This window comes from Methylocystis rosea SV97, from assembly GCF_000372845.1.
Lineage (GTDB): Bacteria > Pseudomonadota > Alphaproteobacteria > Rhizobiales > Beijerinckiaceae > Methylocystis > Methylocystis rosea.
Genome location: NZ_KB889963.1, coordinates 2,845,658 through 2,870,615 on the forward strand (window position 1 = coordinate 2,845,658; position 24,958 = coordinate 2,870,615).

Sequence of the window (24,958 nt, forward strand, 5' to 3'; positions counted from 1 at the left end):
CAAGCCGCGAGGGAGGATAGAAATGACCAGACTCATCACCCGACGCAGCGTCATCGCCGCCGGCGCCGCCGCCGGAACGCTCACGACCCTGCCGATCTCCATGGTGCGCCTCGCCTTCGGCGGAACGCGCGAGGATTTCAGCTTCACCTATATTTCCGATTCGCACATTCAGCAGATCAAAGGCGCGAGCTTCGTGCGCAACTGGGACATGGGCCTGAAGCGCGCCGTCGCCGAGGCCAATCTCATTACGCCGGAAGCCGATTTCGTGATGTTCGGCGGCGATCTCGCGCAGCTCGGCAAGAAGGAGGAGCTCGATCACGGCGCCGAGATGCTTTCGCATGTGAAGGGCAAGCTCCACTGCGTCATGGGCGAGCATGACTATTATCTCGACCTCGGCGAGTATTGGTCGAAGCTCTATGGTCCGCAGTGGTACAGCTTCGATCACAAGGGCGTCCATTTCGTCGTCTTGAATTCGATTCTCACGACCGATGAATGGACGTTTCATCGATGGCCGACGGCCGAGCAGCGCATGCTCGAAATGGCCGGGCTCGATAATCCCAACGGCTCGCCGTTCATGGTCGGCGAAAAGCAGCGCGCCTGGCTCAAGGATGATCTCGACAAAGTGTCCAAGGACACGCCGCTCATCGTCTTCTCGCACTCGCCGCTGCAGAAGATCTACAAAGGCTGGAATTTCTGGACTGACGACGCCGAGCAGGTGCAGGCCTTGTTGCAGCCGTTCAAGACCGTCAATGTGATCTACGGCCATGTGCACCAGATCCAGTACAACCAGATCGGCAACATCTCCTTCAATGCGGTGATGGCGACGGCCTGGCCCTGGCCCTACCCCGACACTTATGCGCAGGCTGGCGCGCATGTTCCTGTGCTGACGGTTCCGATGAACCGCGCTGACCCGTTCTTCGAACGCGACGCCACTGGCTGGCAGATGATCGACGTCAACTCCGGGCGCGTCACCGCTCGGTATCAGCTGTGGGACAATGGCGAGCGCGTCGTCGGCTACGATCCGAAGCTTGGGAAGCCCGTCGACAAGAAATATCAAGAGGCGATCGTCCGCAAGGCGCCGCAACTCCATTACTAGAGCGTTTCCCGATCACATGGAATCATGTGATCGATAAGGAATCGCTCAAAACCAAAATGTCGGAGCAGATTGTCACCGAAAAGTCTGTCAACTTTTTCGGAACATGCTCTAGGTCGAGGAGAATGACGATGCGCCAATTTACGATTGCGCTTGTTTTGGGCGCTGTGCTGCTTTCGCCGGCAACGCTCGCCGATGAATTCACGGGGACAGACGTCGACCGTTGGCAGAGCGAATTTGATTCAGTGGCGAAGAAAGGCCGCGAGCTTTGGACCAGTGGAGCTGTGGGCACCAACGGCGTCGCCTGCGCGCAGTGCCATCCCAACGCCGCCAACACCCACCCGGAGACCTATCCGAAATTTCAAAAGCAGCTTGGAAAGGTCGCGCAGCTCTTTGAAATGGTGAACTGGTGCATCAGAAACCCGCTGCAGGGAGCCGCGCTTCCGGCCGATGATCCGAAGATGACGGCGCTCGTCGCTTATATTCATAAGGAGCGCAAAGGAGTCGCGATCGACGCCGGCAAACACTGACCAAATTCGCAGCCGGGTGGAACCATCTCGCCGGCCGCACGTTTGCATACGGTTTATTTCAAAGCGCACGCGCCTTTAGCGCGACCGCCAGCAAGAGATTTTGAAGATGGTTCAGGAACTCATCGATCGTATTTACGAATGCTCCTTCGCGCCGGACATGTGGCCCGACGTGCTCGACGAACTCTCACATCTTGCCGAGGCGCAGGGCGGCGTGCTCTTCGCGGCGCGCGAAAAAGTCTCCCGCTGGACGGCGTCCCCGGCGATCTGCGAACATGTCGAGAACTTCATGCGCGGCGACTGGCTCAGCAACTGCACGCGCGGCGGCAGGCTGTTCAGTCGCCGCCATCCGGGATTCCTCACCGACGACGACGTCTATACGGCGGAGGAGCTTGAGCGCGACACCAACTACAGCGACTTCCTGCGGCCACGCGGGCCAGGGTTCAGCGCGGCGACCGCGATCTCGCTGCCCACCGGCGACACCGGCATCATCTGCCTCGAACGCTCGCATAACCGCGGACCGGTCGAGCCGTCCGTCATCCGCAAGCTCGATGAATTGCGGCCGCACCTTGCGCGCGCCGCCTTCCTCGCTACGCGTCTGCAACTCGAGCGCGCCCGCGTTGCGGGCGAAACCTTCGCGCTCATCGGCCTCCCGGCGCTCGTGCTTGACGAAGACGGGCGCGTCATTTCCGCCAACGACCCGAGCAATGCGCTGACCAAATATGTCCGCTGGCGCGCCCACGACCGCGTGTCGCTCGTCGACGCCTCCGCCGACGGGCTGCTGCGTCAGGCCATGGACACGCTCGACGACGATCTCATCGGCGCGCCGAAATCCTTCGCCGCCCGGGCTGGCGAAGACGAAAGTCCGATGATCGCCAATCTGGTGCCGATCCGCGGCCCGGCGCGCGACATTTTCGTGCGTTGCGCGGCGATTCTGGTGATGACTCCGATCGGCTCGCAGCAGGCGCCGGCGATCGAGCTGGTTCAGTCGCTCTATGACCTTACGCCGGCCGAGGCGCGCGTCGCGCGCGGCCTCGTGGCGGGCAATACGCTGGAAGAAATCGCCACGGAGCAGTCCGTGTCGCGCAACACTGTGCGCACGCATCTGCGCGGCGTCATGGAAAAAACCGGGTGCAACCGCCAAGCCGAAGTGGTCGCGCTCCTTGGCGGGCTCGCCCCAATCAACGCGCCGAGAGGCGAATAAGCGTCTACATTTGATTTCAAGGAATTGAGGGCCGGCCTCATCCGTTTGGATGATGCCGGCCCTTTTGTTTCGTCTTAACGTTTTCTCGAACGTCGGGGGGGCGGACGAAATTGCCGCGGACGCTTCAGTAACTCGGGGTTCGATACTACGCGCTCAATTTTCAGCCTGCCTTTTGAGCGATTTTACGAGCAGCACTTTCTAATTCAAATTTGGAGGGCCTTCGCGAGGCCCTCTGCTTTCCCACGTCAGCTCAAGTGCGCGCCATCAGGGCGCTTCCTTCCCGCATGGACCATGTGATCCATGGACCATGTGATCGGGAGGAAGCGCTCGAAAATCAAAATATTGGAGGGGGTTCTCATCGAAAAAGTCTGTCAACTTTTCGGAACCTGCTCTCGGCGAATACGTGAGCCACGCTTCAAAAAAAACCCCGTCATCATCAATTCGAATGACGCGGAGAAGCGATTTTGGTCGTAGTTTTTTTCATGAACAGTGAGGGGCGCAAGGAGTTAGACGGGCGCAAATGCTCTCATTGTTCGCTTATCTGGCGCTTACTTCTCAGGTGATACTTTTACCAGGATGTTTCCTCCTTGACTTTTCTCCCACCTTTTAGGGGCCGTTGCGCGGCCCCATTTTTTTGGCGTCTCACACGCCCGTCGGATAGTTCGGGCTCTCGCGGGTGATCGCGACGTCATGCACATGGCTCTCGCGCAATCCGGCGTTGGTGATGCGCACGAACTGCGCGCGCTCCTGGAACTCCTTGACCGTCGGCGCGCCCACATAGCCCATCGCCGCGCGCAGGCCGCCGGCGAGCTGGTAGAGGATCGGCGCGATCGGGCCACGATAGGGCACCTGTCCTTCGATGCCCTCTGGAACAAGTTTGAGCTGTTCCTTCACGTCGCCCTGGAAATAGCGCGTCGCCGACCCTGCGGTCATCGCGCCCACTGAACCCATGCCGCGATAGGCCTTGAACGAACGGCCCTGATACAAAAACACCTCGCCGGGCGACTCCTCGGTTCCCGCGAACAGCGAGCCGATCATGACGACGTCGGCGCCCGCCGCGATCGCCTTGGCGAGGTCGCCGGAATATTTGACGCCGCCGTCGCCGATCACCGGCACGTCGGCTTTGCGCGCTTCGTCCGCAGCCTCCATGATTGCGGTGAGCTGCGGCACGCCGACGCCCGCAACGATCCGCGTCGTGCAGATCGAGCCGGGGCCGATGCCGACTTTGATCGCGTCGGCGCCGGCGCCGATCAGCGCCTTGGCCGCTTCCGCGGTGGCGATGTTGCCGGCAATGATCGAGACCTTGTTCGACGCCTTCTTGACCCGCGTCACTTGGTCGATCACGGACTGCGAATGACCATGCGCGGTGTCGATCACCACGCAATCGACGCCGGCGTCGATGAGTTGAAGCGCGCGCTCAAAGCCGTGGTCGCCGACGGTCGAGGCGGCAGCGACGCGCAGCCGCCCTTCATGATCCTTGCAGGCGTAAGGATGTTGCGTCGCCTTCTCAATGTCCTTGACGGTGACGAGGCCGACGCAGCGGTAATCCTCGTCGACGACGAGCAGTTTCTCGATGCGATGCGCGTGAAGCAGCCGCTGCGCCTCCGCCTGCCCTACGCCTTCTTGCACCGTGACGAGCTTTTTCGTCATCAACTCGGCCACGGGATGGCTGCGGTCCTGGGCGAAGCGCACGTCGCGATTGGTCAGGATGCCGACGAGCTTGCCCCTGCCGCCGTCGCTGGCGCGCTCGACCACCGGAATTCCCGAAATGCCGTGGCCCGCCATCAGCGCAAGCGCGTCGGCGAGGGTTTCGTCAGGGAAAATGGTGATCGGGTCGATCACCATGCCGCTTTCGTAGCGCTTGACCTTGCGCACTTCGGCGGCTTGCGCGGCGGGCGACAGGTTCTGGTGGATGACGCCGATGCCGCCCGCCTGCGCCATAGCGATCGCGAGACGCGCCTCAGTGACGGTGTCCATCGCGGCCGAAACGATTGGCAAATTGAGCGTGATCTCGCGCGTCAGCCGGGTCGTGACATCGACGGCGGAAGGCATCACCCGCGAATGGCCGGGCCGCAGCAACACGTCGTCGAAGGTCAATGCTTCGGTCAACGTGACGGGCGATATGGCCATTGGCGCCAACTCCTCTGAGCGGCGATGCAAGCGTCAGCCGCGGGATGGAAATTTTGACGGCCTGCGCCGTCTGGGGTTGGCGCGTGCTCATAGCATTATTCAGGAGGAAGGCAAATGACAGGAAATCAGTTTGCGAGTCCTGAGGCTGCATTGGCCTCGTTGGCGCACGTTGGGCGTATGCGCGGGTCGGCAGCCGAGAAAATTTGATATGCTTTTACGGTAATGATCCGAACGCGAGAAGATTATGCGCCTTATTCAACTTAGCTTTGCTTCACGCCTGGTCGCATTAGTCGCTGCGCTCAGCGTCGGCGCGACGCTGATGTCCTCGATACTGCTCTCCTGGTCCAACTATCGCGCCTTGCTCGCCGAAGCCGAAGTTGAAGGCGAGAGCGTCGCGCGGCTTCTGGCCCGGAGCGCGAGCCTCGCGCGCGAACTTCCGCTTGAAGTCGAGCAGATGCTCTCGCAGCACATGATCGTCTCGGCCGAGCTTCTGGCGCAGTTTATCGACGCTGCGGAAAAGGCTGGCATGACGTCGACCGAGATAAAAAACCGGCTCAGCGCAATCACCAAGAAAACCGTTCTCGACGAATTCTGGGTGACCGACGAAAAAGGCTACGCCTACGTTCACGGCAACCAAAACGCGGACTTCCAATTCAGCGCGTCCGCCGAGGAGCAGCCGCAGGCGCATGAATTTTGGAAGCTTCTGAGCGGCAAGACTGACAAGGTCGTCCAGGACGCCAGGAAGCGCGAGATCGACAATGAGCGGTTCAAATATGTCGGCGTGCGCGGCGCAGACAAGCCGCGGATCGTGCAGGTCGGCTACAATGCGCGCATTCTTGAAGACGTCGACGAGCAGATCGGCCTTCCGCGCGCCATCGATAACCTTTTGGGCAGCGGCGAAATCGACGCGATCTTCATTTTCAACAAGGATTCGAACCTGATCGCCAGCCCTAAGGCCGCACGTCTCAACAACGGCGGCGATCAGCTGACGGACGAGGAGCTGGCGCCCGTCCGCACCGTTATCGCAAGCGGAAAGCCAAGGTCGGTGAATGGAGTCGGCAAGCTCAGCGTCATCTCGCCGATTAATGCGGATAACGGCGGCGGCGCCATCGGCGCCGCTCTGATCAGAATGCCGACGGCGCGACTGAACAGCGTTCTCGCCTCGCAGATCGAAACGGCGCTCGGGATCGCTTTGGCCGCAACCCTGCTCGGCGGCGGCGTGGCGGTCTGGATCGCGCGAAAACAGACGGCCCCTGTCGTGGCGATCACCAAAGCCGCGCATAATGTCGAGCGCAGAGCGTTTTCGGCCGGCGAATTGTCGGATGTCGAGGAACGGACCGACGAAGTGGGACAATTGGCGCGCGTCTTCAAGAAAATGGCGCTCGATTTTCTCGATCGCGAACGGACGCTCGACGCGCTCGTGACGCAACGAACCCAGGCGCTTCAAGAGCGAAATACGGAACTCGAAAGACTGTCGGCGCGCCTCTCGAAATATCTTTCGCCCCAGCTCTACGGCACGCTCTTCAAGAATAAAACTGTCGCGTCCATTTCAGCGAAACGGAAGAAGCTGACGATCTTTTTTTCCGATGTCGTCGGCTTTAGCGAAATGGCCGAGCGGCTGGAATCCGAAGACATCACCCGCATGCTGAATGATTTCCTGAATGAAATGGCGAACCTCGCGTTGGCCTATGGCGCCACCATCGACAAATATATCGGCGACGCGGTCATGATTTTCTTCGGCGACTCGGAGACGCGCGGTGTCAAGGAAGACGCCGTGGCGTGCATTCTCATGGCGCTCGACATGCAGGCGATGACCCGACAATTGGAGCGCCGATGGCGCGAACAAGGCTTGGACCAGAGATTCCAGATCCGCATCGGCGTCAACACGGGCTATTGCACCGTCGGCGATTTCGGCAGCCAGGAGCGGATGGATTACACCATCGTCGGTCATCAGGTGAATGTGGCGGCGCGACTTGAGCAGTCGGCCGCGCCGGGCGCGATCCTCATCTCTCATGAGACGATGACGCTTGTGAGCGACGCGATCGAAGTCGAAGAACAATCTCCGCTTCATGTGAAGGGCGTCAGCGGCCCGATCCGCACATATAGAGCGATTGGCAAAAAGGCGCCGTCCATGACGGAGGCCATTCACGAGGAGCGTGAGGGTTTGCGCGTCGACGTCGATCTCCTGAAAGCCGATAAGGACGAGGCGATCAGTCTGCTAAAGGCGACGATCGAGCGCATCCGTTCAAGCGAATAAGCGTCGTCCGCGCGCTCAGGCGGCGGCGCCGGCGCGGTCGGTGTCGAACTGCAGTTTGGCGAGCCGCGCATAAAGGCCGCCGGCGGCGGTCAGACTCGCGTGCGTGCCCTGCTCGACGATGCGGCCTTCGTCGACCACGATGATTCGATCGGCTTCCAACACGGTCGCGAGACGATGGGCGATCACGAGACTCGTGCGCCCCTGCATGACGTCATGCAGCGCCGCCTGCACCAAAGCCTCGTTCTCGGCGTCGAGCGCCGAGGTGGCTTCGTCCAGGAGCAGCACCGGCGCGTCGGCGAGGATTGCGCGCGCAATGGCGAGACGCTGGCGCTGCCCGCCGGAGAGCGTGACGCCGCGCTCGCCGAGCAGCGTGTCGTAGCCCATCGGCAGCGCCATGATGAAGTCGTGCGCCTGGGCGCGCTTCGCCGCGGCGACGATCTCCCCGCTCGACGCGTCGTCGCGGCCATAGGCGATGTTTTCAGCGACGGAGAGTCCGAAGATCACCGGATCCTGCGGAGCGAGCGCGATCGCCCGGCGCAGCGCCACGGGATCGAGATCGCGCAGGTCGACGCCGTCGAGAGTAATGGAACCCGAATCCACGTCGTAGAAGCGAAGGAGCAGCGCAAAGGTTGTCGATTTGCCCGCGCCGGACGGCCCGACCAGCGCGACGCGCTCGCCCGGCGCAACGACGAGCGAGAAATCCTGCAGCGCGGGCTTATTCGGCGCCGTCGCATAGGCGAAGCGCACATGATCGAAGGCGATGCGTCCCTGCCAGCGCGCCGGCGGCGGAGTCGGCCGCGCCGGGGCCACGATCCGCGGTTGAATGGCAAGAATTTCGGCGATGCGGCCGGCGGCGCCGGCGGCAGCGGAGAGTTCGCTCCAGGTCTGAGTGAGTTCGCCGAGCGAGCTTGCGCCAAGCACCGCGTAGAGAACGAACTGGGACAGAACGCCCGACGTCATGTGTCCGGCGAGCACGTCCTGGGCTCCCAACCAGAGCACGCCGACAACGCTCGTGAAGACGACAAGAATCGCTCCGGCGGTCACGATAGCGCGAAGCAGCGTCGCGGCCTGCGCCGCGTCATAGGCGGCCACCACCGCGCGCGTGAATCGCGCCGTCGTCGACGCCTGCGCGCCGTTCGCCTGCATGGCGCGCACGGCCGAGAGATTTTCCCCGGCATAAGCGGAAGCCTGCGCGAGCGTGTCCTGCGCGGAGCGGGAGCGCTGGCGCACCGCCCGGCCTGACGCGATGAGCGGCAGAACGATGATCGGGATGGCCGCGAGCGTCATACCGGCAAGCTTGGGACTCGTCGCCACCATCATGATGATCGCGCCAAAGAACATGAAAAGATTGCGCAGCGCGACCGACGCCGACGAGCCAAAGGCAGACTTCAGCTGCGTCGTGTCGGCGGTCAGCCGCGAGAGAAGCTCGCCTGTCTTCGCCGTATCGTAGAAGGCGGCGTCGAGAACTGTGAGATGTTTGAAGAGATCGGCGCGCAGGTCGGCGACCACATGCTCGCCGAGCGTCATGACGAAATAGTAGCGGGTGCCAGATGCGATCGCGAGCGTCGCGGCGACCGCGATCATAGCGCCGAAATAGGCGTTCACCGCGCCAGCGCTGTCAGCCGAAAAGCCGTGGTCGATCATGCCGCGCACGGCGAGCGGCAAGGTGAGCGTCGCGCCCGCGGCCACTAGGAGCGCGACAAAAGCGAAAACGATCGTTCGCTTGTAGCGCAGCGCATAGGGCAGCAAGGGCCGAAGCGGAGAGAGAGTGGCTTTCAAACCGCGATCCGGTTTGCGCGCCACGGGATCGACGGAATCGACGTCAGCGTTCTTTTTTGTCATCGGCAGGGGGTATAACGTCCGTATTCGACGAAAACGAATTGAAGCGAGCGCTCCGCGACCGAAACCGCCGCAGAAGCGCATTGAAATCGAAATTTCTTTTTCACTATCGAATGGCGAAAATCGTATCAATCGCCGAATGATCCTTATTTATCATTTAGTTACATGCGCGACATCCTGTCGCATGTGCAATTGACTCAGCGCCAACTTGTGCTAACCTCCAGCCTGCGTCGAAATGACGCGCCCATGGGAATGAGAATGCGCCGGCGGACAAGGCGCGACTCAGGGAACGAAATAAGAGGAGTGAAGAACGATGGCTCAGAAAGAACTCGAAATCACCACGAACACCTACATCTTCGCTGGCATCGGCGCGGTGATCCTCGGCGGTCTCGCCTCCGTCGCGCTCGGCGGCATCCCCAACACGATCGCGGCCGCTGTCGTCGGCGCTCTGGCTGGCGGCTGCCTGGGACTCTTCTTCTAGATTAAGCGACATTGCGGGGCGCGGAAAGTCTCGGCCTTCCGCCCCCGACGCGAAGCCGGCAGTCGTCAAGACTGCTGGCTTCTCTCTTTTTTAAGGCCGTTCTTTTGGATCCTCTAAAGGGACGCCGCCGTCGCGCTCGCCGGCCAGATTTCACGCGCGCGTTCGCGCAGAACATATTTGCGAATCTTGCCTGTCGAGGTCTTCGGCAGCTCGCAAAAGACGACGTGGCGCGGGCATTTGAAATGCGCCAAATGCTGACGCGTCCAATCAATCAGCTCCTGCGCCGTCGCCTGTTCGCCGTCCTTCAGCTCGACAAAGGCGCAAGGCGTTTCGCCCCATTTGTCGTCAGGTGCGGCGACAACCGCGGCGGCGCGCACCTTGGGATGACGAAACAGCGCGTCTTCGACCTCGATCGAGGAAATATTTTCGCCGCCCGAAATGATGATGTCCTTCGAACGGTCCTTCAGCTGAATATATCCGTCGGGATGGCGCACGCCCAGATCGCCTGAATGAAACCAGCCGCCGTGGAAGGCTTTTTCCGAGGCGCTCTTGTTCTTCAGGTAGCCCTTCATGACGACGTTGCCGCGGAACATAACCTCGCCCATTGTCGCGCCGTCGCGCGGCACCGGCTGCATGGTGTCCGGGTCGATCACGTCGAGATTTTCGAGAACGAGATAGCGCACGCCTTGACGCGCCTTCATCTGCGCCTGCGCGGCGCTGTCCAGCGAATCCCAGTCGTCGTGCCATTCATTGACGGCGGCGGGGCCATAGGTTTCGGTCAGCCCATAAAGATGCGTAACTTCGAATCCGGCCGCCTTCATGCCGGCGAGAACCGCCTGCGGCGGCGGCGCGGCGGCGGTAAAGAAGCGCGCGGTTCGCGTCAGCGGCTTCTTTTCCGATTCGGTCGCGTTAAGAAGTGTCGACATGACGATGGGCGCGCCGCACAGATGCGAGACGCCGTGCTCGGCCATCAATTCATAGATCTGGCCGGCGCGCACCTGTCGCAAACAGACATGGGTTCCGGCGTTGACTGAAATCGACCAGGGGAAGCACCAGCCGTTGCAATGGAACATCGGCAGCGTCCACAGATAGACCGGGTGGCGGCCCATGTCGCCGGTAAGGACGTTGCCGAGCGCGGTCAGATAGGCGCCGCGATGATGATAGACGACGCCCTTCGGATCGCCCGTCGTTCCGGAAGTATAATTGAGCGAGATCGCGTCCCACTCGTCCCCCGGCGGCGACCATTGATAATCATCGTCGCCCGAGCGCAGGAAGTCCTCATATTCGACACAGCCCAACCGCTCGCCGGGCCCGTCATATTCCGGATCGCTGTAGTCAATGATCACGGGCTTCGCCTTCGCGAGCGAAAGCGCGTCGCGAATGACGTCTGAGAACTCCCGATCGACAATCAGCGCCTTCGTCTCGGCATGGTCGAGGGTGAAGGCGAGGATCGAAGCGTCAAGCCGCGTATTCAGCGTGTTCAGCACCGCGCCCATCATCGGGACGGCGTAGTGGCATTCAAGCATCGCCGGTGTGTTGGCGAGCATGACGGAGACGGTGTCGCCGCGACCAAGCCCCGCCTTCTCCAGCGCGTTCGCGAGCCGCAGGCTGCGGGCGTAAAAATCGCGATAATTGCGCCGCAGCTGGCCGTGCACGATCGCGATGCGTTCGGGAAAGACGGCCGCGGCGCGCTCCAGAAAGGTGATCGGAGTCAGCGGCTGGAAATTGGCGGGATTTCGTTCGAGGTCGCGATCATAAGGCGAGTTGGTCATCCGGAGAGTCCAAAGGTTCGCCAGCGAGCGAGAATGTGAACACGGCGAAAGCAACGCTCGCCCGCGCGATGTGCGTCAGTCCGCGCGGCTAAGCTCTATGTGCAAGATACGCGCGGGCTACCGGTTGATCAATCGGCGCTCGCGCGAGACTGCCGTCGTCACTCGCCGAAATCGATGTCCTTGAGCCGCCCGAACACGCGATCGGCGTCGAAATGGTCTTCGTCGTCCTGCGGCGCCGCTGGCTTGGCCTTGCCGAAGACGTCCTCGGTCGTGGACGGCTCGGGCCGCGGACTGGTGGTGACGCTTGCAGGAACCAGCGTCTGGCCATGATCCTCCACGGTCGCCGGCTTGTCCTTCGCCGCGCGATTGACTTCAAAGTCGAGATCAATCTGCGAGCAAAGTCCGAGCGTCACCGGGTCCATCGGCGTCAGCGCCGCGGAATTCCAGTGGGTGCGCTCGCGGATCGCCTTCAGGGTCGTCTTTGTGGTGCCGACGAGACGCATGATCTGGGCGTCTTTCAGCTCCGGATGATTGCGCACGAGCCACAGAATCGCGTTCGGACGGTCCTGACGGCGCGAGAGCGGCGTATAGCGCGGACCGCGCGCCTTTTTGACCTCCGGCACGACGACCTTAGAGACCGAGAGATGGAGGCGATGGCCCGAGTTTTTCTCGGCCTTTTCGATCTCCTCGCGCGTGAGCTGCCCGGAGGTGATCGGATCATGGCCACGAATGCCGGCCGCGACCTCGCCGTCGGCGATGCCCTTCACCTCGAGCGGATGCAGTTTGCAGAAATCGGCGATCTGATCGAACGTCAGCGAGGTATTTTCGACGAGCCAAACGGCCGTGGCCTTCGGCATCAGCGGGGCGTTGCCCATCTGCAAACTCCTTGATCAGGCATGGGGGCGACGTCTGGCGCCGCGCCGCCCGGCGCCAGCGACCCACAGAACGACCGTCCATGTTGGGATTTTGCCTATATAATCCGCCGCCGCCTAAAGCGCAATCAATCCGGAAACTCCCGCTGAAGCGCCGCCAACTCGGCCAGCGCTCATGCGGAGTCCTGCTCGCGGGCGTGCGCCGGGCGTAAACCGCGCAAATGCGTCGGCAACAATTCGCCGATCGTTTCGCCGATGGCGGCGCCGTAACGGTGAAACAACAGGCCGAAGACGATGAGCAGAACGCCGATGCCCGACAACGCGAACGGGAAAAGGATCGAATCCTTGAAAACGCTGCCGGCGAGATAGCCCAGATAGGTCGTGACCCCGACGGCGCCGAATACCGCATAGACACGGCGCATCAGGAAGAGCGATAGAAAAATCAGTCCCACATTGACGGCACAATAGAGCGCCTTGCCCAATTCGTCGCCGCTGTGCTGAGCCGTCAGCCCACCCCAAAAGGCCAGCAGCCCGAAGAGATGCAGCCAGAAAGCGAAATCGCCGTTCCGCCACCGCTTGAGATCGACGAGCCAGGCCACGGCCAGCACTGCGAGTCCAAAATACATGCTCACCGTCGCCCGCTGATCCCATGAAAATTCTGCAACGCCCATCAGCCAGGGCGTCAAATCCATCGACATGAACCAGAGCGCGAAGGCGATGATCATGACGAGGAACGGAAAGGGAAAGGCGAGCAGCGCGACAGAAGCCGCCGCAATCGTTCCAAGCTCCATGGGAAGCCAGCTCGACTGAATCCAAATGTAGAAGTCCCGGTACGGCCGCGCCTCCCCCGCCGGACTGACGTCGAACATCGACTGCAGCGCGAAGATCGCGAGCGGCGCCATCCCCACTGCGCAGGCGATGAGCAGCCCGCCCGGCGTGTGCAAGCCGCGCCTATGCCAGAGATAAGCGCCGGCGAAGGCGAACATGGCGGCGTAGACGATCGCGGTGACCAGCAGCGCTTTGTCGCCCCAAAGGCCAAAGGCCGTCGTCGAAAACATGCCCATGGCGCCAAGCACGATCAGCGCGCCGGCGTACCAAAGCAGATTGACGACGTCATAGCGCGGCGCTTGGGACGTCGCCTCCGCGAGGGCCGCGCGCCGCGACGCAAGAAACTGTGACAGCCGCTCGAAGGACGCGGCGTCAATCGCGCCGGCGTCGCGGGCCGCCGCGAGATCGTCAATAGTGAACCCAATCTTCATGGCGCTGCTCCTTTGCGGCGACATTCATATGCCGCGCTACGGAAAAAACTTTGTGCAAACGCACAAGAACGTAGCCGTTCCGAGCGGATTTGACAGCCGCCGCCGCTTGCGCCCATCTAACGCCGGCGCCCACGACGCGAAGGATGAAATGCAACAGAGAAATTCGGGCCTTACCTACGCTGGCGCCGGCGTCGACATCGACGCAGGCAATCGGTTCGTCGACATGATCCGTCCCGCCGTGCGTTCGACGCGGCGCTCCGGCGCCGACGGCGAGATCGGCGGCTTTGGCGGCGTGTTCGATCTCAAGGCGGCCGGATTTTCCGATCCTGTCCTCGTCGCGGCAAACGACGGCGTCGGCACCAAGGTGAAGATCGCGATTGAATCCGGTCTGCATGAGACGATCGGAATCGATCTCGTCGCCATGTGCGTCAACGACCTGATCGTTCAGGGCGCCGAGCCGCTTTTCTTCCTGGATTATTACGCGGCGGCCAAACTCGACCCGAACGTCGCGACGTCGGTGGTGAAGGGCATCGCCGCCGGTTGCGTCGAGGCGGGTTGCGCCCTGCTTGGCGGCGAGACCGCCGAAATGCCCGGCCTCTATGCGCGCGGCGACTATGACCTCGCGGGCTTCGCGGTCGGCGCCGCGGAGCGTGATCGCCTTCTCCCCCGCGATGTCCATGCCGGCGACGTCCTTTTTGGACTCCCTTCTTCCGGCGTCCATTCCAACGGCTATTCGCTCGTACGCAGCGTTGTGAAGCACGCCGGACTCGCGTGGAGCGCCACCGCGCCTTTCGCGCGAGACCTCAATCTGGCGAAGGCGCTGTTGACGCCGACCCGCATCTACGTGAAGCCCCTGCTCGCGGCCTTGAAGGCGACGCCGCATATCGTCGCCCTCGCCCATATCACCGGCGGCGGCTTTCCCGACAATCTCCCGCGCGTGCTGCCAAGCGGGCTCGGCGTCGCGCTTGATCTGTCGACGTTCGCGCCTCCGCCGGTTTTCCGTTGGCTCGCCGAGACGGGAGGCATCGCGGCAAGCGAGATGCTGCGCACCTTCAACTGCGGAATCGGCATGGTGGTGGTGGCCTCCGAGCCGGCCGCCAGCGAGGTGGAGTCGGCCTTGCGCGCTGTCGGCGAGAAGCCCGTGCGCATCGGCGAAGTCATCGAGACGGACGCCGAGCGCGTCGTTACGCACGGGACTCTGACGTTGTGACGCGGCTGCGCACCGCGATTCTCATCTCGGGTCGCGGCTCGAACATGGACGCGCTGATCGCAGCGGCCAGGGACCCCAGCTTTCCGGCTGAAATCGCCCTCGTGCTTTCCAATCGTCCCGATGCGCCGGGCCTCGCCAAAGCCAAGGCCGCCGGCGTCGCGACGGCCGCGGTCGACCACAAAATTTATGCGGGACGCGAGGAATTCGAGCGTTCGCTGCAATTGGTCCTGGAAACCTACCGCATCCAATTCATTTGCCTCGCCGGTTTCCTGCGCATGTTCACGCCCTGGTTCGTCGGCCTCTGGCGCGGGCGCATGCTCAACATCCACCCTGCCCTGCTGCCCTCCTATCGCGGACTCGACACGCATGAGCGTGCGCTCGCCGACGGCGTAAAGATTCACGGCGCCACCGTGCATTTCGTCGTGCCGGAAATGGACGAAGGTCCGATCGTCGCGCAGGCCGCAGTGCCCGTGCTCGACGACGACACGCCGCAGACGCTCGGCGCCCGCGTGCTTGCGCAGGAGCATGTCATCTATCCGATGGCGCTGCGGCTGGTCGCGTCGGGCGCCGTGCGGATCGAAGGCAATCGCGTGCTCGCGGCGCCGGCGCCCCGCGAGGCGGCGCTCATCGTTCCCGACGCCATGACGCGGACCCAAGGAATTTCATGACGATCACGCTTTACTGCTTCCGCCCTGTCGCGGGGCTGCCGGACGCATCGCCTTTCGTGACGAAAGCGATGGTGCTTCTGAAGATGGCCGGCCTCGACTATGTCGAAGACCGCAGCGGCTTTTCGAAAGCGCCGAAAGGCAAGCAGCCCTACATCAACGAAGACGGCGAAACCGTCGCCGATTCGACCTTCATCCGTTTCCATGTCGAAAAGAAATACGGCGTGGACTTCGACGCGCATTTGAGCGCCGCGCAAAAGGCGATCGGCTGGTGCGTCGAGAAGATGTGCGAAGAACATCTCTATTGGATCATCGTCCATACCCGCTGGATGGACGAAGCTAATTTCGAACGCGGTCCCGCGCGTTTTTTCTCAAGCGTGCCAGCCATCGCGCGCCCGCTGGCGAAATGGTTCATTCGTCGCAGGATCGCCAAATCGCTTTGGGCGCAGGGCATGGGTCGCCACAGCCCATCGGAAATCGATGCGCTCGGCATGCGCGACATTGAAGCGCTCGCGACGCTGATCGGCGACAAGCCCTATCTCTTCGGCGATGCGCCCTGCGGCGCCGACGCTACGGTCTTCGCCTTTGTGGCGTCGGTCTTATCGCCGATGTCGGAGAGCGCCGTTCGCGACGCGGCGCTGGCGAACGCCAACCTCGTCGCCTATCGCGACAGAATCGTGCAGGCGTATTTTCCTGAGAATGCGCCGGCATAGTCAGGGGCCGCGCAGCAAGTGTCATGGCCAGGCTTGGCCCGGCCACTCACTCAATGACGCGCAGATTAGCCGACGATCTCGTTGCCGGAAAAAAACTGCGCGATTTCCACCGCCGCGGTTTCCGGCGCGTCGGAGCCATGCACCGAATTCTCGCCGACGCTCAGCGCATGTTCCTTGCGGATCGTTCCCGGCGCGGCGTTGGCAGGATTGGTCGCGCCCATGACTTCGCGGTAGCGCGCGATGGCGTTCTCGCCTTCGAGGACCTGCACGACGACGGGTTCGGAAATCATGAAGTCGACGAGCTCGCCGAAAAAGGGGCGCTCCTTATGCACGGCGTAAAAAGCTTCCGCCTGTTCGCGCGTCATGTGGATACGCTTCTGAGCGACGATGCGCAGGCCCGCATCTTCGATCAGCGCGTTGATCTTGCCTGTGAGATTGCGCTTCGTCGCGTCGGGCTTGAGGATGGAAAAAGTGCGTTCGATCGCCATAGGAGCGCGTCGCCTCGTCGTTGGAGCATGGTGTAGGCGTCGCGCTTATATCGGTCGCTTGCCGAAGCGGCAAGCCTACACCGCCTCGGTCTTTTCCACTTCGCTGCCCGCTGGGGAGGGCCGGAACCTGGTCGCCGGATCGTTGCGATCGATGCGCCAATTCGGATGGTGGAAATGCAGGACGCGATCGCCGTTGTAGGAGACGACGGCGTTGTCGAACGTCAGCGCGCCGATCCGCCGCCAATTGCGGAACGTTCCTGTCTTGAAGCCGGTGCGGCCGGTCACTTCGCCATCCTCGGTGACCTCGATGGTGAAAACAATCTCGCGCTTCGGCGTTGGATCGCCCTTGTCGAACATCATCGCGAGCAATTCGTCGCGTGAATCGAGGTCCTCTCCTTCAATGCGCGGATGACCCGGCGCAAGCTTTAAGCGCATGAAGCGGGGGGCGCGGGTGGGAAGGTCGCGAGGTTTGCCGAGTTCCGCGACTTCATGGAGCTGCCGCTCGGTCGGATCCTTATCGGTGATCGCGAACACGACGCCCGCCGTCATGACGATGGGCGACGTCGCCCAATCGTTTGAGAGCGTGACGTTCGGCGCATTGACGAAATCGACATCGTTGATGTAGCGCGTCGACGCGCCGACGATATCGTCGATTGTGAAGAAGTTCGCCGTCTGCAGCGGCTCTTTATGGTCTGGGTCAGTCGTCGGGAAGAGCTTGCCGGCGAGGCCCTGTCCGCGCGGTTTGCCGCGCTTCACCGCCCCGCCGTTGGAATAGCGCGCGACGACAAGCGCCTTGCTGCCTTTTTGGAAATAGCCGGTGTAGCCGCTGTCCTCCGTGATTTCCCAGAGCCCCGTCAGAACGACGCCCCAGGGATGCACGATGCGTCTGAAGCCTTTCTTGTCAGGCCCCCATCTGAGGTCGCTGCGCGCATCGACCGATCGCTCTGCGGCTTGCGTCAAAAAGTGCCTGCCCCTCCAAAGCGCGCGCAACATGTCGAAAAAGGTCGGCATCACGAAGGGGAGCGGCGGCTCGCCGGGCGCGCCCCAGACCTTTTGATAGGGATTGGCGAACATCGCGTCCCGCACTTCGCTGAATCGCGAGCCGGGATAGAGGCGGTCTTCATCGATCAGTTCGATGACGCCGAAATCATTCTGGCTCATGACGCGGCCCTTTCAATCAATTGCTGAAAAAAACCCTCTGAAGAGATGACTTTATTCGAGCACGTCCGATTGTCCAGCTTCGCCTGATCAGCGATAGGCGCTCGCGACGCCGATAAAATCCTTGGCCGTCAAACTCGCGCCGCCAACCAGCGCGCCGTCGACATTGGCGACATGCATCAATTCGCGGGCGTTCGACGGCTTGACCGAGCCGCCATAGAGAATGCGCACATCGCCGCTCTTGCCGCCGCCGAGCCTGGCTTCGATCCGCTCGCGCGCGAACGCATGCATTTCGGCGACGTCCTCGGTTGTCGGCGTCAGCCCCGTTCCGATGGCCCACACCGGCTCATAGGCGACGACAATGTAAGGGGGCGCGTCGGCGGGGAGAGAACCCTCGATCTGCGCGCCGACAATGCTCAGCGCGTCGCCCGCCTCCCGCTCGGCGCGCGTTTCGCCGACGCAAATGATCGGCGTAAGCCCGGCGCGCAGGGCGGCGGCGGCCTTCGCCTGAACTTCGGCGTCGGTCTCGCCATGGTCGGAACGGCGTTCGCTGTGGCCGACGATGACATAGGACGCTCCGGCGTCCTTGAGCATCTCGGCGGAAATATCGCCCGTGTGAGCGCCGCTGGCAGCGGCATGGCAATCCTGCCCGCCAAGGCCCAAGCCTCCGCGCGCCGCGCTATCGCGCGCGACCGCAATCAAGGTGGCCGGCGGGCAGACGATGAGTTCGGCGCGCGCGCGCAGCGCATCGTCATAGGCGGCGCCCATCGCCTCGATCTCGGCCAGCGAGGCGCGCAGCCCGTTCATTTTCCAGTTTCCGGCGACGAGCGGGCGACGGGTCATGTGAAATGCTCCTGACAATACGCCTCGGTAACAGAGCTAAAGGCACGCAACAATGTGGGCGCGCCCTACAGAAATGTCATTGCGCCGTCATATATTTCGATATATCTGGATTTATGGAAATAGAAGCGGCTCTCGCCTGTCTTTCCGCGCTTTCGCAGCCGACGCGGCTCGAGGCCTTCCGCTTGCTCGTCCGGCACGAGCCCGAGGGTCTGCCGGCCGGCGACGTCGCCCGCGCGCTCTGCGTTCCACAAAACACGCTCTCCGCCCATCTCAACGTCCTTTCGCAGGCGAAGCTCGTCATCAGCGCCCGCACCGGCCGCAGCATCGTCTATCGGGCGGATCTTTCGCGGCTGAATGCGCTGGCGCGCTTCCTTGCCGAAGACTGTTGCGGCGGCGCGCCATGCGCGCCCGCCGACTCCCTTGCACGCATCAAATGTGAGTCTCGCCAATGACAGACAGGACCTATAACGTGCTGTTCCTCTGCACCGGCAACAGTGCGCGTTCAATCTTGGCCGAAGCGCTGCTGCGCGAGCGCGGCGCCGGCCGGTTCAACGTTTTTTCCGCCGGCAGCCATCCTAAGGGCGAGGTGAACGCCTACGCGCTCTATACGCTGGAGACGATGGGCCTTTCTTCCGAAGGCTATCGGTCCAAAAGCTGGGACGAGTTCGCCCGCCCTGACGCGCCCCGCATGGATTTCGTCTTCACCGTCTGTGACAGCGCAGCGGGTGAAGCTTGTCCGGCATGGCCCGGTCAGCCAATGACGGCGCATTGGGGCATCGAAGACCCTGCGGCGGTGGAAGGAAGCGACATAGAAAAGCAGCGCGCCTTCGCCACGGCCTTTCGCTATCTGCGCAACCGCGTCGATCAGTTCTGTGCAATTCCGCTGCATCGCCTCGACAAGCTCGCGCTCAGCCAGCGCCTGCGCGAGATCGGCGAGATGGAAGGCGCAACATCGCCGAACGCGGTCGCGGAGTAAGCCATGACTATTTTCGAACGCTATCTCTCGCTCTGGGTGGCGCTCTGCATCGTCGCCGGCGTCGCGCTGGGCCATTTTTTGCCGGGCGTGTTTCACGCAATTGGCGCGATGGAGGTCGCAAAGGTCAATTTGCCCGTCGCGGCGCTCATCTGGCTCATGATCACGCCGATGCTGATGAAGATCGACTTCGCCGCGCTTGCGGAAGTCGGGCGTCACTGGCGCGGGATTGGCGTCACGCTCGCCGTCAACTGGGCGATAAAACCCTTTTCCATGGCGCTGCTCGGATGGATTTTCATCGGCTATCTGTTTCGACCCTATCTGCCGGCGGACCAGATCGACTCTTATATCGCCGGCCTGATCCTGCTCGCAGCCGCGCCGTGCACCGCCATGGTGTTCGTGTGGTCGAATCTCATCAAGGGCGAGCCGCATTTCACGCTGAGCCAGGTCGCGCTCAACGACGCAATCATGATCGTCGCATTCGCGCCCATCGTCGGGTTGCTGCTTGGACTGTCCTCGATCGTCTTGCCGTGGGACACGCTGTTTCTCTCGGTGGTTCTCTACATCGTCGTTCCGGTGATCGTCGCGCAGCTCGCCCGCAAACGGTTGCTCGCGGCGGGCGGTGAAAAAGGCCTCGCGAAGGCGCTCGCGCATATCGGCCCGGCGTCGCTGATCGCGCTGCTCGCGACGCTCGTTCTGCTCTTTGGTTTTCAGGGGGAACAGATCATCCGGCAACCCGCGATCATCGCCATGCTCGCGGCGCCGATACTGATCCAGGTCTATTTCAACGCCGGACTCGCCTATCTGCTCAATCGCGCGGCGGGAGAAGCGCATTGCGTCGCCGGCCCTTCGGCGCTGATCGGGGCGAGCAATTTCTTCGAACTGGCGGTCGCGGCGGCCATCAGCCTCTTTGGCTTTGACTCGGGCGCGGCGCTCGCCACCGTTGTTGGCGTCCTGATCGAAGTTCCAGTGATGCTGAGCGTTGTCTGGATCGTCAATCGGAGCAAGGGCTGGTATGAGCGCGGAGCGCTGCGATCTCCCGATCAAGTCTCCGCGCACATCGATCTACCCTAAATCAGCAGAGGCGATAGCCATACGCCGCGAGCTGGCGGCCGGTGATGCGCAGCATCGGGCCGGGGGCCTGATGCGCGTGGCGTCGCACGTGAGCCATGAAGGCCTGACGCAGCCCGGGCTTATAATGTGCGGCGAAGACCGCGGTCATGCGCGGATCGACGACGCCCCCCTCGGGCCCGCCAAACCAAGGCGCATGGAAGCCCAAAACCGCGCCCTCGGAAACACAGGACTGGGGATTCGCCAAATAGAGCGTGCATGAGGAATCGCATTCAGTCGGGCCGATACGGATCGGCTCGCCCCGAGCCCGCGCCCTCGCAAGCCTGGCTTCATATTGCTCCACGCGTCCGCCGTAGTCAGGCGCCATAACATCGAAAGCCTGGGCGGGCGCCGTCAAAAGTACAGCCGTCATCATTCCTGCAAGACCAAGAGATCGCAGCATAGGATTTCCTTTTGGGGCGCTCGTAAGGGGCGGCCGCGCCGCCCACAGCTGTCAGGGCTCAGTCGACCGAGCGCGTGTCTCGGGCCCCTCGGGAAGGGGAAGGGCTACAACTCGCGCCTCTTCCAGCTTCAGCGTTCCTTTTCTAAACAAGCGATATCTGCAGTGCAAGCAGTGCCTTAACTTTATGGTGAATTTTTTTTGAAGATGGCGCTTGTCGGGACGGCCATGCGCCCTACCGCCTTCAGCCCAACGATACGTCGAGATCCAGGGCGCGCGGGACGTTCGGCGCTAACAGACACAGCGGATCGATCTCCAGAGCTGCTAAATTCATTTTCTCGCATTTGCTAAGGAGCGAAAGTTGAAACTGCCTCGATTTCGCGTCGCGCTCGCCGCTCTTCTTGGACTCGCTTTCGCGTGGCTGCAGTTTGCAGAGCCGGGTAGCCCGCCGCCCGCGCAGATCGACTGGCGCGAAGATGGCCAGCTGCATGTATTTTTCTCGCCCGACTGTCCGCACTGCCATGAAGCCATCGAGTTTCTCAAACAGCGGCCCAAGATCGCTTACGTGCTACATGACATTTCAAAGCCGTCGAGCGAGGCGCTCTTTCGAAGAGTCGTGAAGCACTACGGCATAGAAGACCCAGCCGTTCCCCTCTTCGTGCGCGGCTCGCGCTATGTCATTGGCTTTGACTCAGCGCAAACCACTGGGCGCGAAATTCTCGCGCTGCTTTCCGGCCAGGAAACCGTCGCGCGACGCACGGCCGAATCGAAAATTACTATTCCGCTCATCGGCGAAGTTGATCCGACGCATCATTCCCTTCTCGCGCTGACAGCGCTCATGGGTTTGTCGGACGGGTTCAATCCATGCGCGATGTGGGTGCTGATCTACCTGATCTCTCTTATCGTGAATATTCAGGATCGACAAAAAATCTGGTGGCTGGTCGGCACGTTCGTGCTCGCTTCAGGAGTCCTGTACTTCCTGTTCATGACCGCATGGCTCAACACTTTTCTTTTCATTGGATATATTCGTCCGCTCACGCAACTCATCGCGCTGACGGCCATCGGTTTCGGCCTCGACCATCTCATCGGCGTTGCCGCGGCGCGCGGAGAGGTCGTCTGCGAAGTGGGCGACATGGAGCAGCGCCAGCGCACGATGCAGTGGGGGCGCAAGATCGTCGCCGCGCCCGTAGGGATCGCCAGCCTCGTCATGGTGATTGCGCTGGCCTTCGCGGTGAACGCGATCGAATTCATCTGCTCTGCAGCATTGCCGGCGATCTACACGCACCTGCTTGCGTTGACCGATCTGCCGATCGCTCTGCACTATGCCTACATCGAGCTCTATGTCGCCTTTTTCATGCTGGACGATCTTGTCATCTTCGGATTGGCGGCCTTCGCCGTGCAGAAAATTGTCAATACCCGCTATGCCGCCATCAGCCGCCTGATCGGGGGAGTCGTTCTCATTGGCCTCGGCGGTTGGATGCTGGCGCGTTGAGCGAGAGACCGCTGTCTCTCTCAACGATCATGTTGAACGCGAGCTAATGATCCAGGCGAGGCCGTGACGATAGCGGCAAAGACCCCGCGCAACGGCACTGCAAGGAAGAGAGCGCTCATACCGCGGATCGACGCTCCGCACAGCGACGGAACGCCGGGAGGTGGCGCTGTTGCGAAGCCTGTTGAAGCCGCGTCAAGACGTCGCGAACTCTCGCGTCGCTGACTTGCGCCAAAAGCCGCTCATACATCGCGGCGTTCTCGATCTCCGCCTCGACTCCCGCTTTGCACGCTTCGGCAAGACTCGAGGGCGCCGGGACCTGACCCGCCCATCTGTCCTTCGGCGGCTCGATGCCGAAGCGTTCAAAAAGACGGAGAAGCGCATTCGCGTGGCGCTCTTCGGCTTCGATGATATTCACGAAAGGTCTGACCGGCCCGAATCTGTCGATCACGCCTTGATAGGTCGCGTGAGCCTTGTACTCATCGTCGAGCGCCTCTCGCAGCGCTCCGATCGTCTTTTCGTCAACGGACATGCTGCCTTCTCCAACTCAGTGGTTTCAACTCAAATGGCGGCCATGAGTTTCAAATGGTTGGCCGTGAGCTCAAGACCAAGAAGGCGTGACAACAAGTAGCGACGACCGCACCAGCAGCGAGGCGTCGATTCGCCACGGCGACGCTCGCCGCAATCGGCCAGCTGCGCGCTTGAAGTTCCGCGAGCCCACCCCTTATCCAAAAGATACGGCGTGGTTTGCGCTCGCCGGACAGCCCTTTTCAAGGAGACGCGTTAATGACAATCGAAGAAGAACAGAGTCAGACGCGCGAGGTCGTTGGCGTGTTCAACGACGCTGGCGCGCTCCAAGAGGCCATCGACGATCTGATGTCGTCGGGCTTCGATCGCGCTGAGATCAGTCTGCTCGCAAGCGAGGAGGCCGTCGACGAAAAGCTCGGTCATAAATACAAGAAGGTCACCGAGCTCGAAGACGAGGAGGCCGCGCCGCGGACGCATTACGTGTCGGTGGAATCGATCGGCGATGCGCAAGGCGGCGTGATCGGCGGGCTGGTGTATGTCGGCGCCGGCGCGGCGATCAGCGCCATATTCGCGTCAGGCGGCGCCCTGGCGACGGTGATCGCGGGCGCGCTGCTCGCGGGAGGAAGCGCAGGCGTGCTCGGCGCGGCTTTGGCCAGGCTGATCGGCGATCATCACGCGAAACACCTTGAAGAACAACTTCGCCATGGCGGACTCCTTCTGTGGGTGCGGACGCGGGATTCTCAGCGCGAACGCAAGGCGCAGGAGATTTTGGCGCGGCACTCCGGGCGCGATGTCCACGCCCATACCGTAAAGCTCTAGCGGGTGCGCTTGCGCTTCTTCTCGGCGTCCATCGCAAGCGACTTGCCCAGAATGTGCTCGTCGCGGCCGATGACGTGTGCGCTGGCGCCGACGATGAGCGGATCGGGTCCGTGTACGACGCTATGATCTTTATTCGGATAATCGAGGCTCGATAAAAAGTGCTGCATGCAATTAAGGCGCGCGCGCTTTTTGTCGTCCGATTTAATGACGATCCAAGGCGCGTCGGCCGTGTCGGAGAAGAAGAACATCGCCTCCTTCGCCTCGGTGTAATCGTCCCATTTGTCCATCGACGCGCGGTCGATCGGCGAGAGTTTCCACTGCTTCAAGGGATCATTCATGCGCGAGCGGAAGCGGCGCTGCTGCTCCTCGCGCGTCACCGAGAACCAGTATTTGTAGAGGCGAACGCCGGAGTTGACGAACATGCGCTCAAGATCGGGACATTGGCGCATGAAGTCGAGATATTCGTTCGGGGTGCAGAAATTCATCACCCGCTCGACGCCGGCGCGATTGTACCAGGAGCGGTCGAAGAAAACGACCTCGCCGGCCGCCGGCAGGTGCTGGATGTAACGCTGGAAATACCACTGGCTGCGCTCGCGCTCGGACGGCTTTTCCAAGGCGACGACCCGCGCGCCGCGCGGATTGAGATGTTCCATAAAGCGCTTGATGGTGCCGCCCTTGCCGGCGGCGTCGCGCCCCTCGAACAGCAAGACGATGCGTTGACCGGTCTCCTTCACCCAGTTTTGCGCCTTGAGGAGCTCCACCTGGAGGAGCTCCATGTGCCGAAGGTAGACCTTCTCGCTCAGGCGGGTCTTGTAGGGAAATTCTCCTGACTCGAACGCCTTCCGGACCGCCTCGGCGTCAGCCCGCAAGCGACGCACGTCCTGATGTGGCGCGTGGGGATGCGCCGCGGGCTCGGCCGCTTGGACGTTCGCGGGCTCAGCCGCGACTTTGGTCACTATAGCCTCCACGCCGGTCTCCCCGACGGCGTTAACGGGTTCATCCATTATCGGCTCATCTCCGGCGCGCGCTCCGAATTGGAACAGTTCAGCGGGGTTCTCGTCGGGGAGACTGCAGGCATTCGAAACACAGGGCAATAGCGCATTTCGACGCGTCGGCGGTTCCGTGCGG

Annotated in this window: 24 protein-coding genes; 13 read left to right on the plus strand and 11 right to left on the minus strand. The window is 62.0% G+C overall.

Annotation, left to right across the window (positions count from 1 at the left end):
* Window positions 1-22 precede the first annotated feature (22 nt).
* The 3 genes from A3OO_RS0115070 (at window position 23) to A3OO_RS0115080 (ending at window position 2,824) form a co-directional block, all read left to right on the plus strand.
* Window positions 23-1,096, plus strand: a complete 1,074-nt coding sequence (locus A3OO_RS0115070; protein ID WP_018408668.1) for a metallophosphoesterase family protein — start codon at window positions 23-25, stop codon at window positions 1,094-1,096.
* A 128-nt stretch (window positions 1,097-1,224) separates the two neighbouring features.
* Entirely contained in the window at window positions 1,225-1,623 is a 399-nt protein-coding gene (locus A3OO_RS0115075) for a c-type cytochrome (RefSeq protein WP_026223019.1), read from the plus strand.
* A gap of 106 nt (window positions 1,624-1,729) precedes the next feature.
* Window positions 1,730-2,824 (plus strand): helix-turn-helix transcriptional regulator, encoded by a 1,095-nt coding sequence (locus tag A3OO_RS0115080; protein WP_018408670.1) that lies wholly within the window; start codon window positions 1,730-1,732, stop codon window positions 2,822-2,824.
* Between the two features lie 642 nt (window positions 2,825-3,466).
* On the opposite strand, the gene guaB is transcribed toward A3OO_RS0115080, so the two are convergent.
* A complete protein-coding gene (gene guaB, locus A3OO_RS0115090; RefSeq protein ID WP_018408672.1) occupies window positions 3,467-4,954 on the minus strand; it encodes an IMP dehydrogenase in 1,488 nt (495 codons plus the stop codon).
* 319 nt (window positions 4,955-5,273) lie between these two features.
* On the opposite strand from guaB, the gene A3OO_RS0115095 reads away from it, so the two are divergent.
* Window positions 5,274-7,211, plus strand: coding sequence for an adenylate/guanylate cyclase domain-containing protein (locus A3OO_RS0115095; protein ID WP_245257171.1), 1,938 nt, complete (start codon window positions 5,274-5,276; stop codon window positions 7,209-7,211).
* A gap of 15 nt (window positions 7,212-7,226) precedes the next feature.
* Here A3OO_RS0115095 and A3OO_RS0115100 read toward each other — a convergent pair whose 3' ends face one another.
* Entirely contained in the window at window positions 7,227-9,053 is a 1,827-nt protein-coding gene (locus A3OO_RS0115100) for an ABC transporter transmembrane domain-containing protein (protein WP_018408674.1), read from the minus strand.
* 310 nt (window positions 9,054-9,363) lie between these two features.
* On the opposite strand from A3OO_RS0115100, the gene A3OO_RS24035 reads away from it, so the two are divergent.
* On the plus strand, window positions 9,364-9,531 hold the full coding sequence (locus A3OO_RS24035; protein ID WP_018408675.1) for a hypothetical protein: 168 nt from the start codon (window positions 9,364-9,366) through the stop codon (window positions 9,529-9,531).
* 113 nt (window positions 9,532-9,644) lie between these two features.
* On the opposite strand, the gene A3OO_RS0115115 is transcribed toward A3OO_RS24035, so the two are convergent.
* The 3 genes from A3OO_RS0115115 to A3OO_RS0115125 form a co-directional block, all read right to left on the minus strand.
* Window positions 9,645-11,303 (minus strand): acyl-CoA synthetase, encoded by a 1,659-nt coding sequence (locus tag A3OO_RS0115115; RefSeq protein ID WP_018408676.1) that lies wholly within the window; start codon window positions 11,301-11,303, stop codon window positions 9,645-9,647.
* A gap of 158 nt (window positions 11,304-11,461) precedes the next feature.
* The gene (locus A3OO_RS0115120; protein ID WP_018408677.1) at window positions 11,462-12,178 is read right to left on the minus strand and encodes a DUF1013 domain-containing protein; all 717 of its coding nucleotides are present in this window, start codon (window positions 12,176-12,178) and stop codon (window positions 11,462-11,464) included.
* 170 nt (window positions 12,179-12,348) lie between these two features.
* Window positions 12,349-13,434, minus strand: coding sequence for a hypothetical protein (locus tag A3OO_RS0115125; RefSeq protein ID WP_018408678.1), 1,086 nt, complete (start codon window positions 13,432-13,434; stop codon window positions 12,349-12,351).
* A gap of 148 nt (window positions 13,435-13,582) precedes the next feature.
* Here A3OO_RS0115125 and purM point away from each other — a divergent pair, with 148 nt between their 5' ends.
* The 3 genes from purM to A3OO_RS0115140 are packed head-to-tail and all read left to right on the plus strand — an operon-like array spanning window position 13,583 to window position 16,022.
* Complete coding sequence (gene purM / locus A3OO_RS0115130) at window positions 13,583-14,644, plus strand: phosphoribosylformylglycinamidine cyclo-ligase (RefSeq protein WP_198008819.1); 1,062 nt, start codon at window positions 13,583-13,585, stop codon at window positions 14,642-14,644.
* Window positions 14,641-15,312 carry a phosphoribosylglycinamide formyltransferase gene (purN, locus tag A3OO_RS0115135; RefSeq protein ID WP_018408680.1) on the plus strand — a complete coding sequence of 224 codons (672 nt, stop codon included), beginning with the start codon at window positions 14,641-14,643 and terminating at the stop codon, window positions 15,310-15,312. The genes purM and purN overlap by 4 nt, the downstream gene beginning before the upstream one ends.
* Window positions 15,309-16,022 (plus strand): glutathione S-transferase family protein, encoded by a 714-nt coding sequence (locus tag A3OO_RS0115140; protein ID WP_018408681.1) that lies wholly within the window; start codon window positions 15,309-15,311, stop codon window positions 16,020-16,022. The genes purN and A3OO_RS0115140 overlap by 4 nt, the downstream gene beginning before the upstream one ends.
* A gap of 65 nt (window positions 16,023-16,087) precedes the next feature.
* Here the strand turns inward: A3OO_RS0115140 and ndk are convergent, their stop codons facing one another.
* The 3 genes from ndk to tpiA all read right to left on the minus strand — a co-directional run bounded on the left by ndk (window position 16,088) and on the right by tpiA (window position 18,511).
* Window positions 16,088-16,510, minus strand: coding sequence for a nucleoside-diphosphate kinase (ndk, locus tag A3OO_RS0115145; RefSeq protein ID WP_018408682.1), 423 nt, complete (start codon window positions 16,508-16,510; stop codon window positions 16,088-16,090).
* Window positions 16,511-16,585: 75 nt separating this feature from the next.
* The gene (locus A3OO_RS0115150; RefSeq protein ID WP_018408683.1) at window positions 16,586-17,671 is read right to left on the minus strand and encodes a hypothetical protein; all 1,086 of its coding nucleotides are present in this window, start codon (window positions 17,669-17,671) and stop codon (window positions 16,586-16,588) included.
* Window positions 17,672-17,758: 87 nt separating this feature from the next.
* Window positions 17,759-18,511, minus strand: a complete 753-nt coding sequence (gene tpiA, locus A3OO_RS0115155; protein WP_018408684.1) for a triose-phosphate isomerase — start codon at window positions 18,509-18,511, stop codon at window positions 17,759-17,761.
* A gap of 113 nt (window positions 18,512-18,624) precedes the next feature.
* Between tpiA and A3OO_RS0115160 the strand changes: the two genes are divergently transcribed.
* Genes A3OO_RS0115160 through arsB form a run of 3 tightly spaced genes read left to right on the plus strand, consistent with a single transcriptional unit; the run spans window position 18,625 to window position 20,558 of the window.
* Window positions 18,625-18,963 carry an ArsR/SmtB family transcription factor gene (locus A3OO_RS0115160; protein ID WP_018408685.1) on the plus strand — a complete coding sequence of 113 codons (339 nt, stop codon included), beginning with the start codon at window positions 18,625-18,627 and terminating at the stop codon, window positions 18,961-18,963.
* Window positions 18,960-19,487, plus strand: a complete 528-nt coding sequence (locus tag A3OO_RS0115165) for an arsenate reductase ArsC (RefSeq protein WP_026223021.1) — start codon at window positions 18,960-18,962, stop codon at window positions 19,485-19,487. The genes A3OO_RS0115160 and A3OO_RS0115165 overlap by 4 nt, the downstream gene beginning before the upstream one ends.
* Window positions 19,488-19,490: 3 nt before the next feature.
* Window positions 19,491-20,558, plus strand: coding sequence for an ACR3 family arsenite efflux transporter (gene arsB / locus A3OO_RS0115170; RefSeq protein ID WP_018408687.1), 1,068 nt, complete (start codon window positions 19,491-19,493; stop codon window positions 20,556-20,558).
* A 1-nt stretch (window position 20,559) separates the two neighbouring features.
* Here arsB and A3OO_RS0115175 read toward each other — a convergent pair whose 3' ends face one another.
* Window positions 20,560-20,997, minus strand: a complete 438-nt coding sequence (locus A3OO_RS0115175; RefSeq protein WP_124738559.1) for a hypothetical protein — start codon at window positions 20,995-20,997, stop codon at window positions 20,560-20,562.
* Window positions 20,998-21,355: 358 nt separating this feature from the next.
* Between A3OO_RS0115175 and A3OO_RS0115180 the strand changes: the two genes are divergently transcribed.
* Window positions 21,356-22,486, plus strand: a complete 1,131-nt coding sequence (locus A3OO_RS0115180; RefSeq protein ID WP_018408689.1) for a glutaredoxin family protein — start codon at window positions 21,356-21,358, stop codon at window positions 22,484-22,486.
* Window positions 22,487-22,601: 115 nt separating this feature from the next.
* Here the strand turns inward: A3OO_RS0115180 and A3OO_RS0115185 are convergent, their stop codons facing one another.
* Window positions 22,602-23,015, minus strand: coding sequence for a ferritin-like domain-containing protein (locus tag A3OO_RS0115185; RefSeq protein WP_018408690.1), 414 nt, complete (start codon window positions 23,013-23,015; stop codon window positions 22,602-22,604).
* A gap of 254 nt (window positions 23,016-23,269) precedes the next feature.
* On the opposite strand from A3OO_RS0115185, the gene A3OO_RS0115190 reads away from it, so the two are divergent.
* Entirely contained in the window at window positions 23,270-23,830 is a 561-nt protein-coding gene (locus tag A3OO_RS0115190; RefSeq protein ID WP_018408691.1) for a hypothetical protein, read from the plus strand.
* On the opposite strand, the gene ppk2 is transcribed toward A3OO_RS0115190, so the two are convergent.
* Window positions 23,827-24,834 carry a polyphosphate kinase 2 gene (gene ppk2 / locus A3OO_RS0115195; RefSeq protein ID WP_018408692.1) on the minus strand — a complete coding sequence of 336 codons (1,008 nt, stop codon included), beginning with the start codon at window positions 24,832-24,834 and terminating at the stop codon, window positions 23,827-23,829. The two genes, A3OO_RS0115190 and ppk2, sit on opposite strands and share 4 nt — an antisense overlap.
* Window positions 24,835-24,958: the final 124 nt, after the last annotated feature.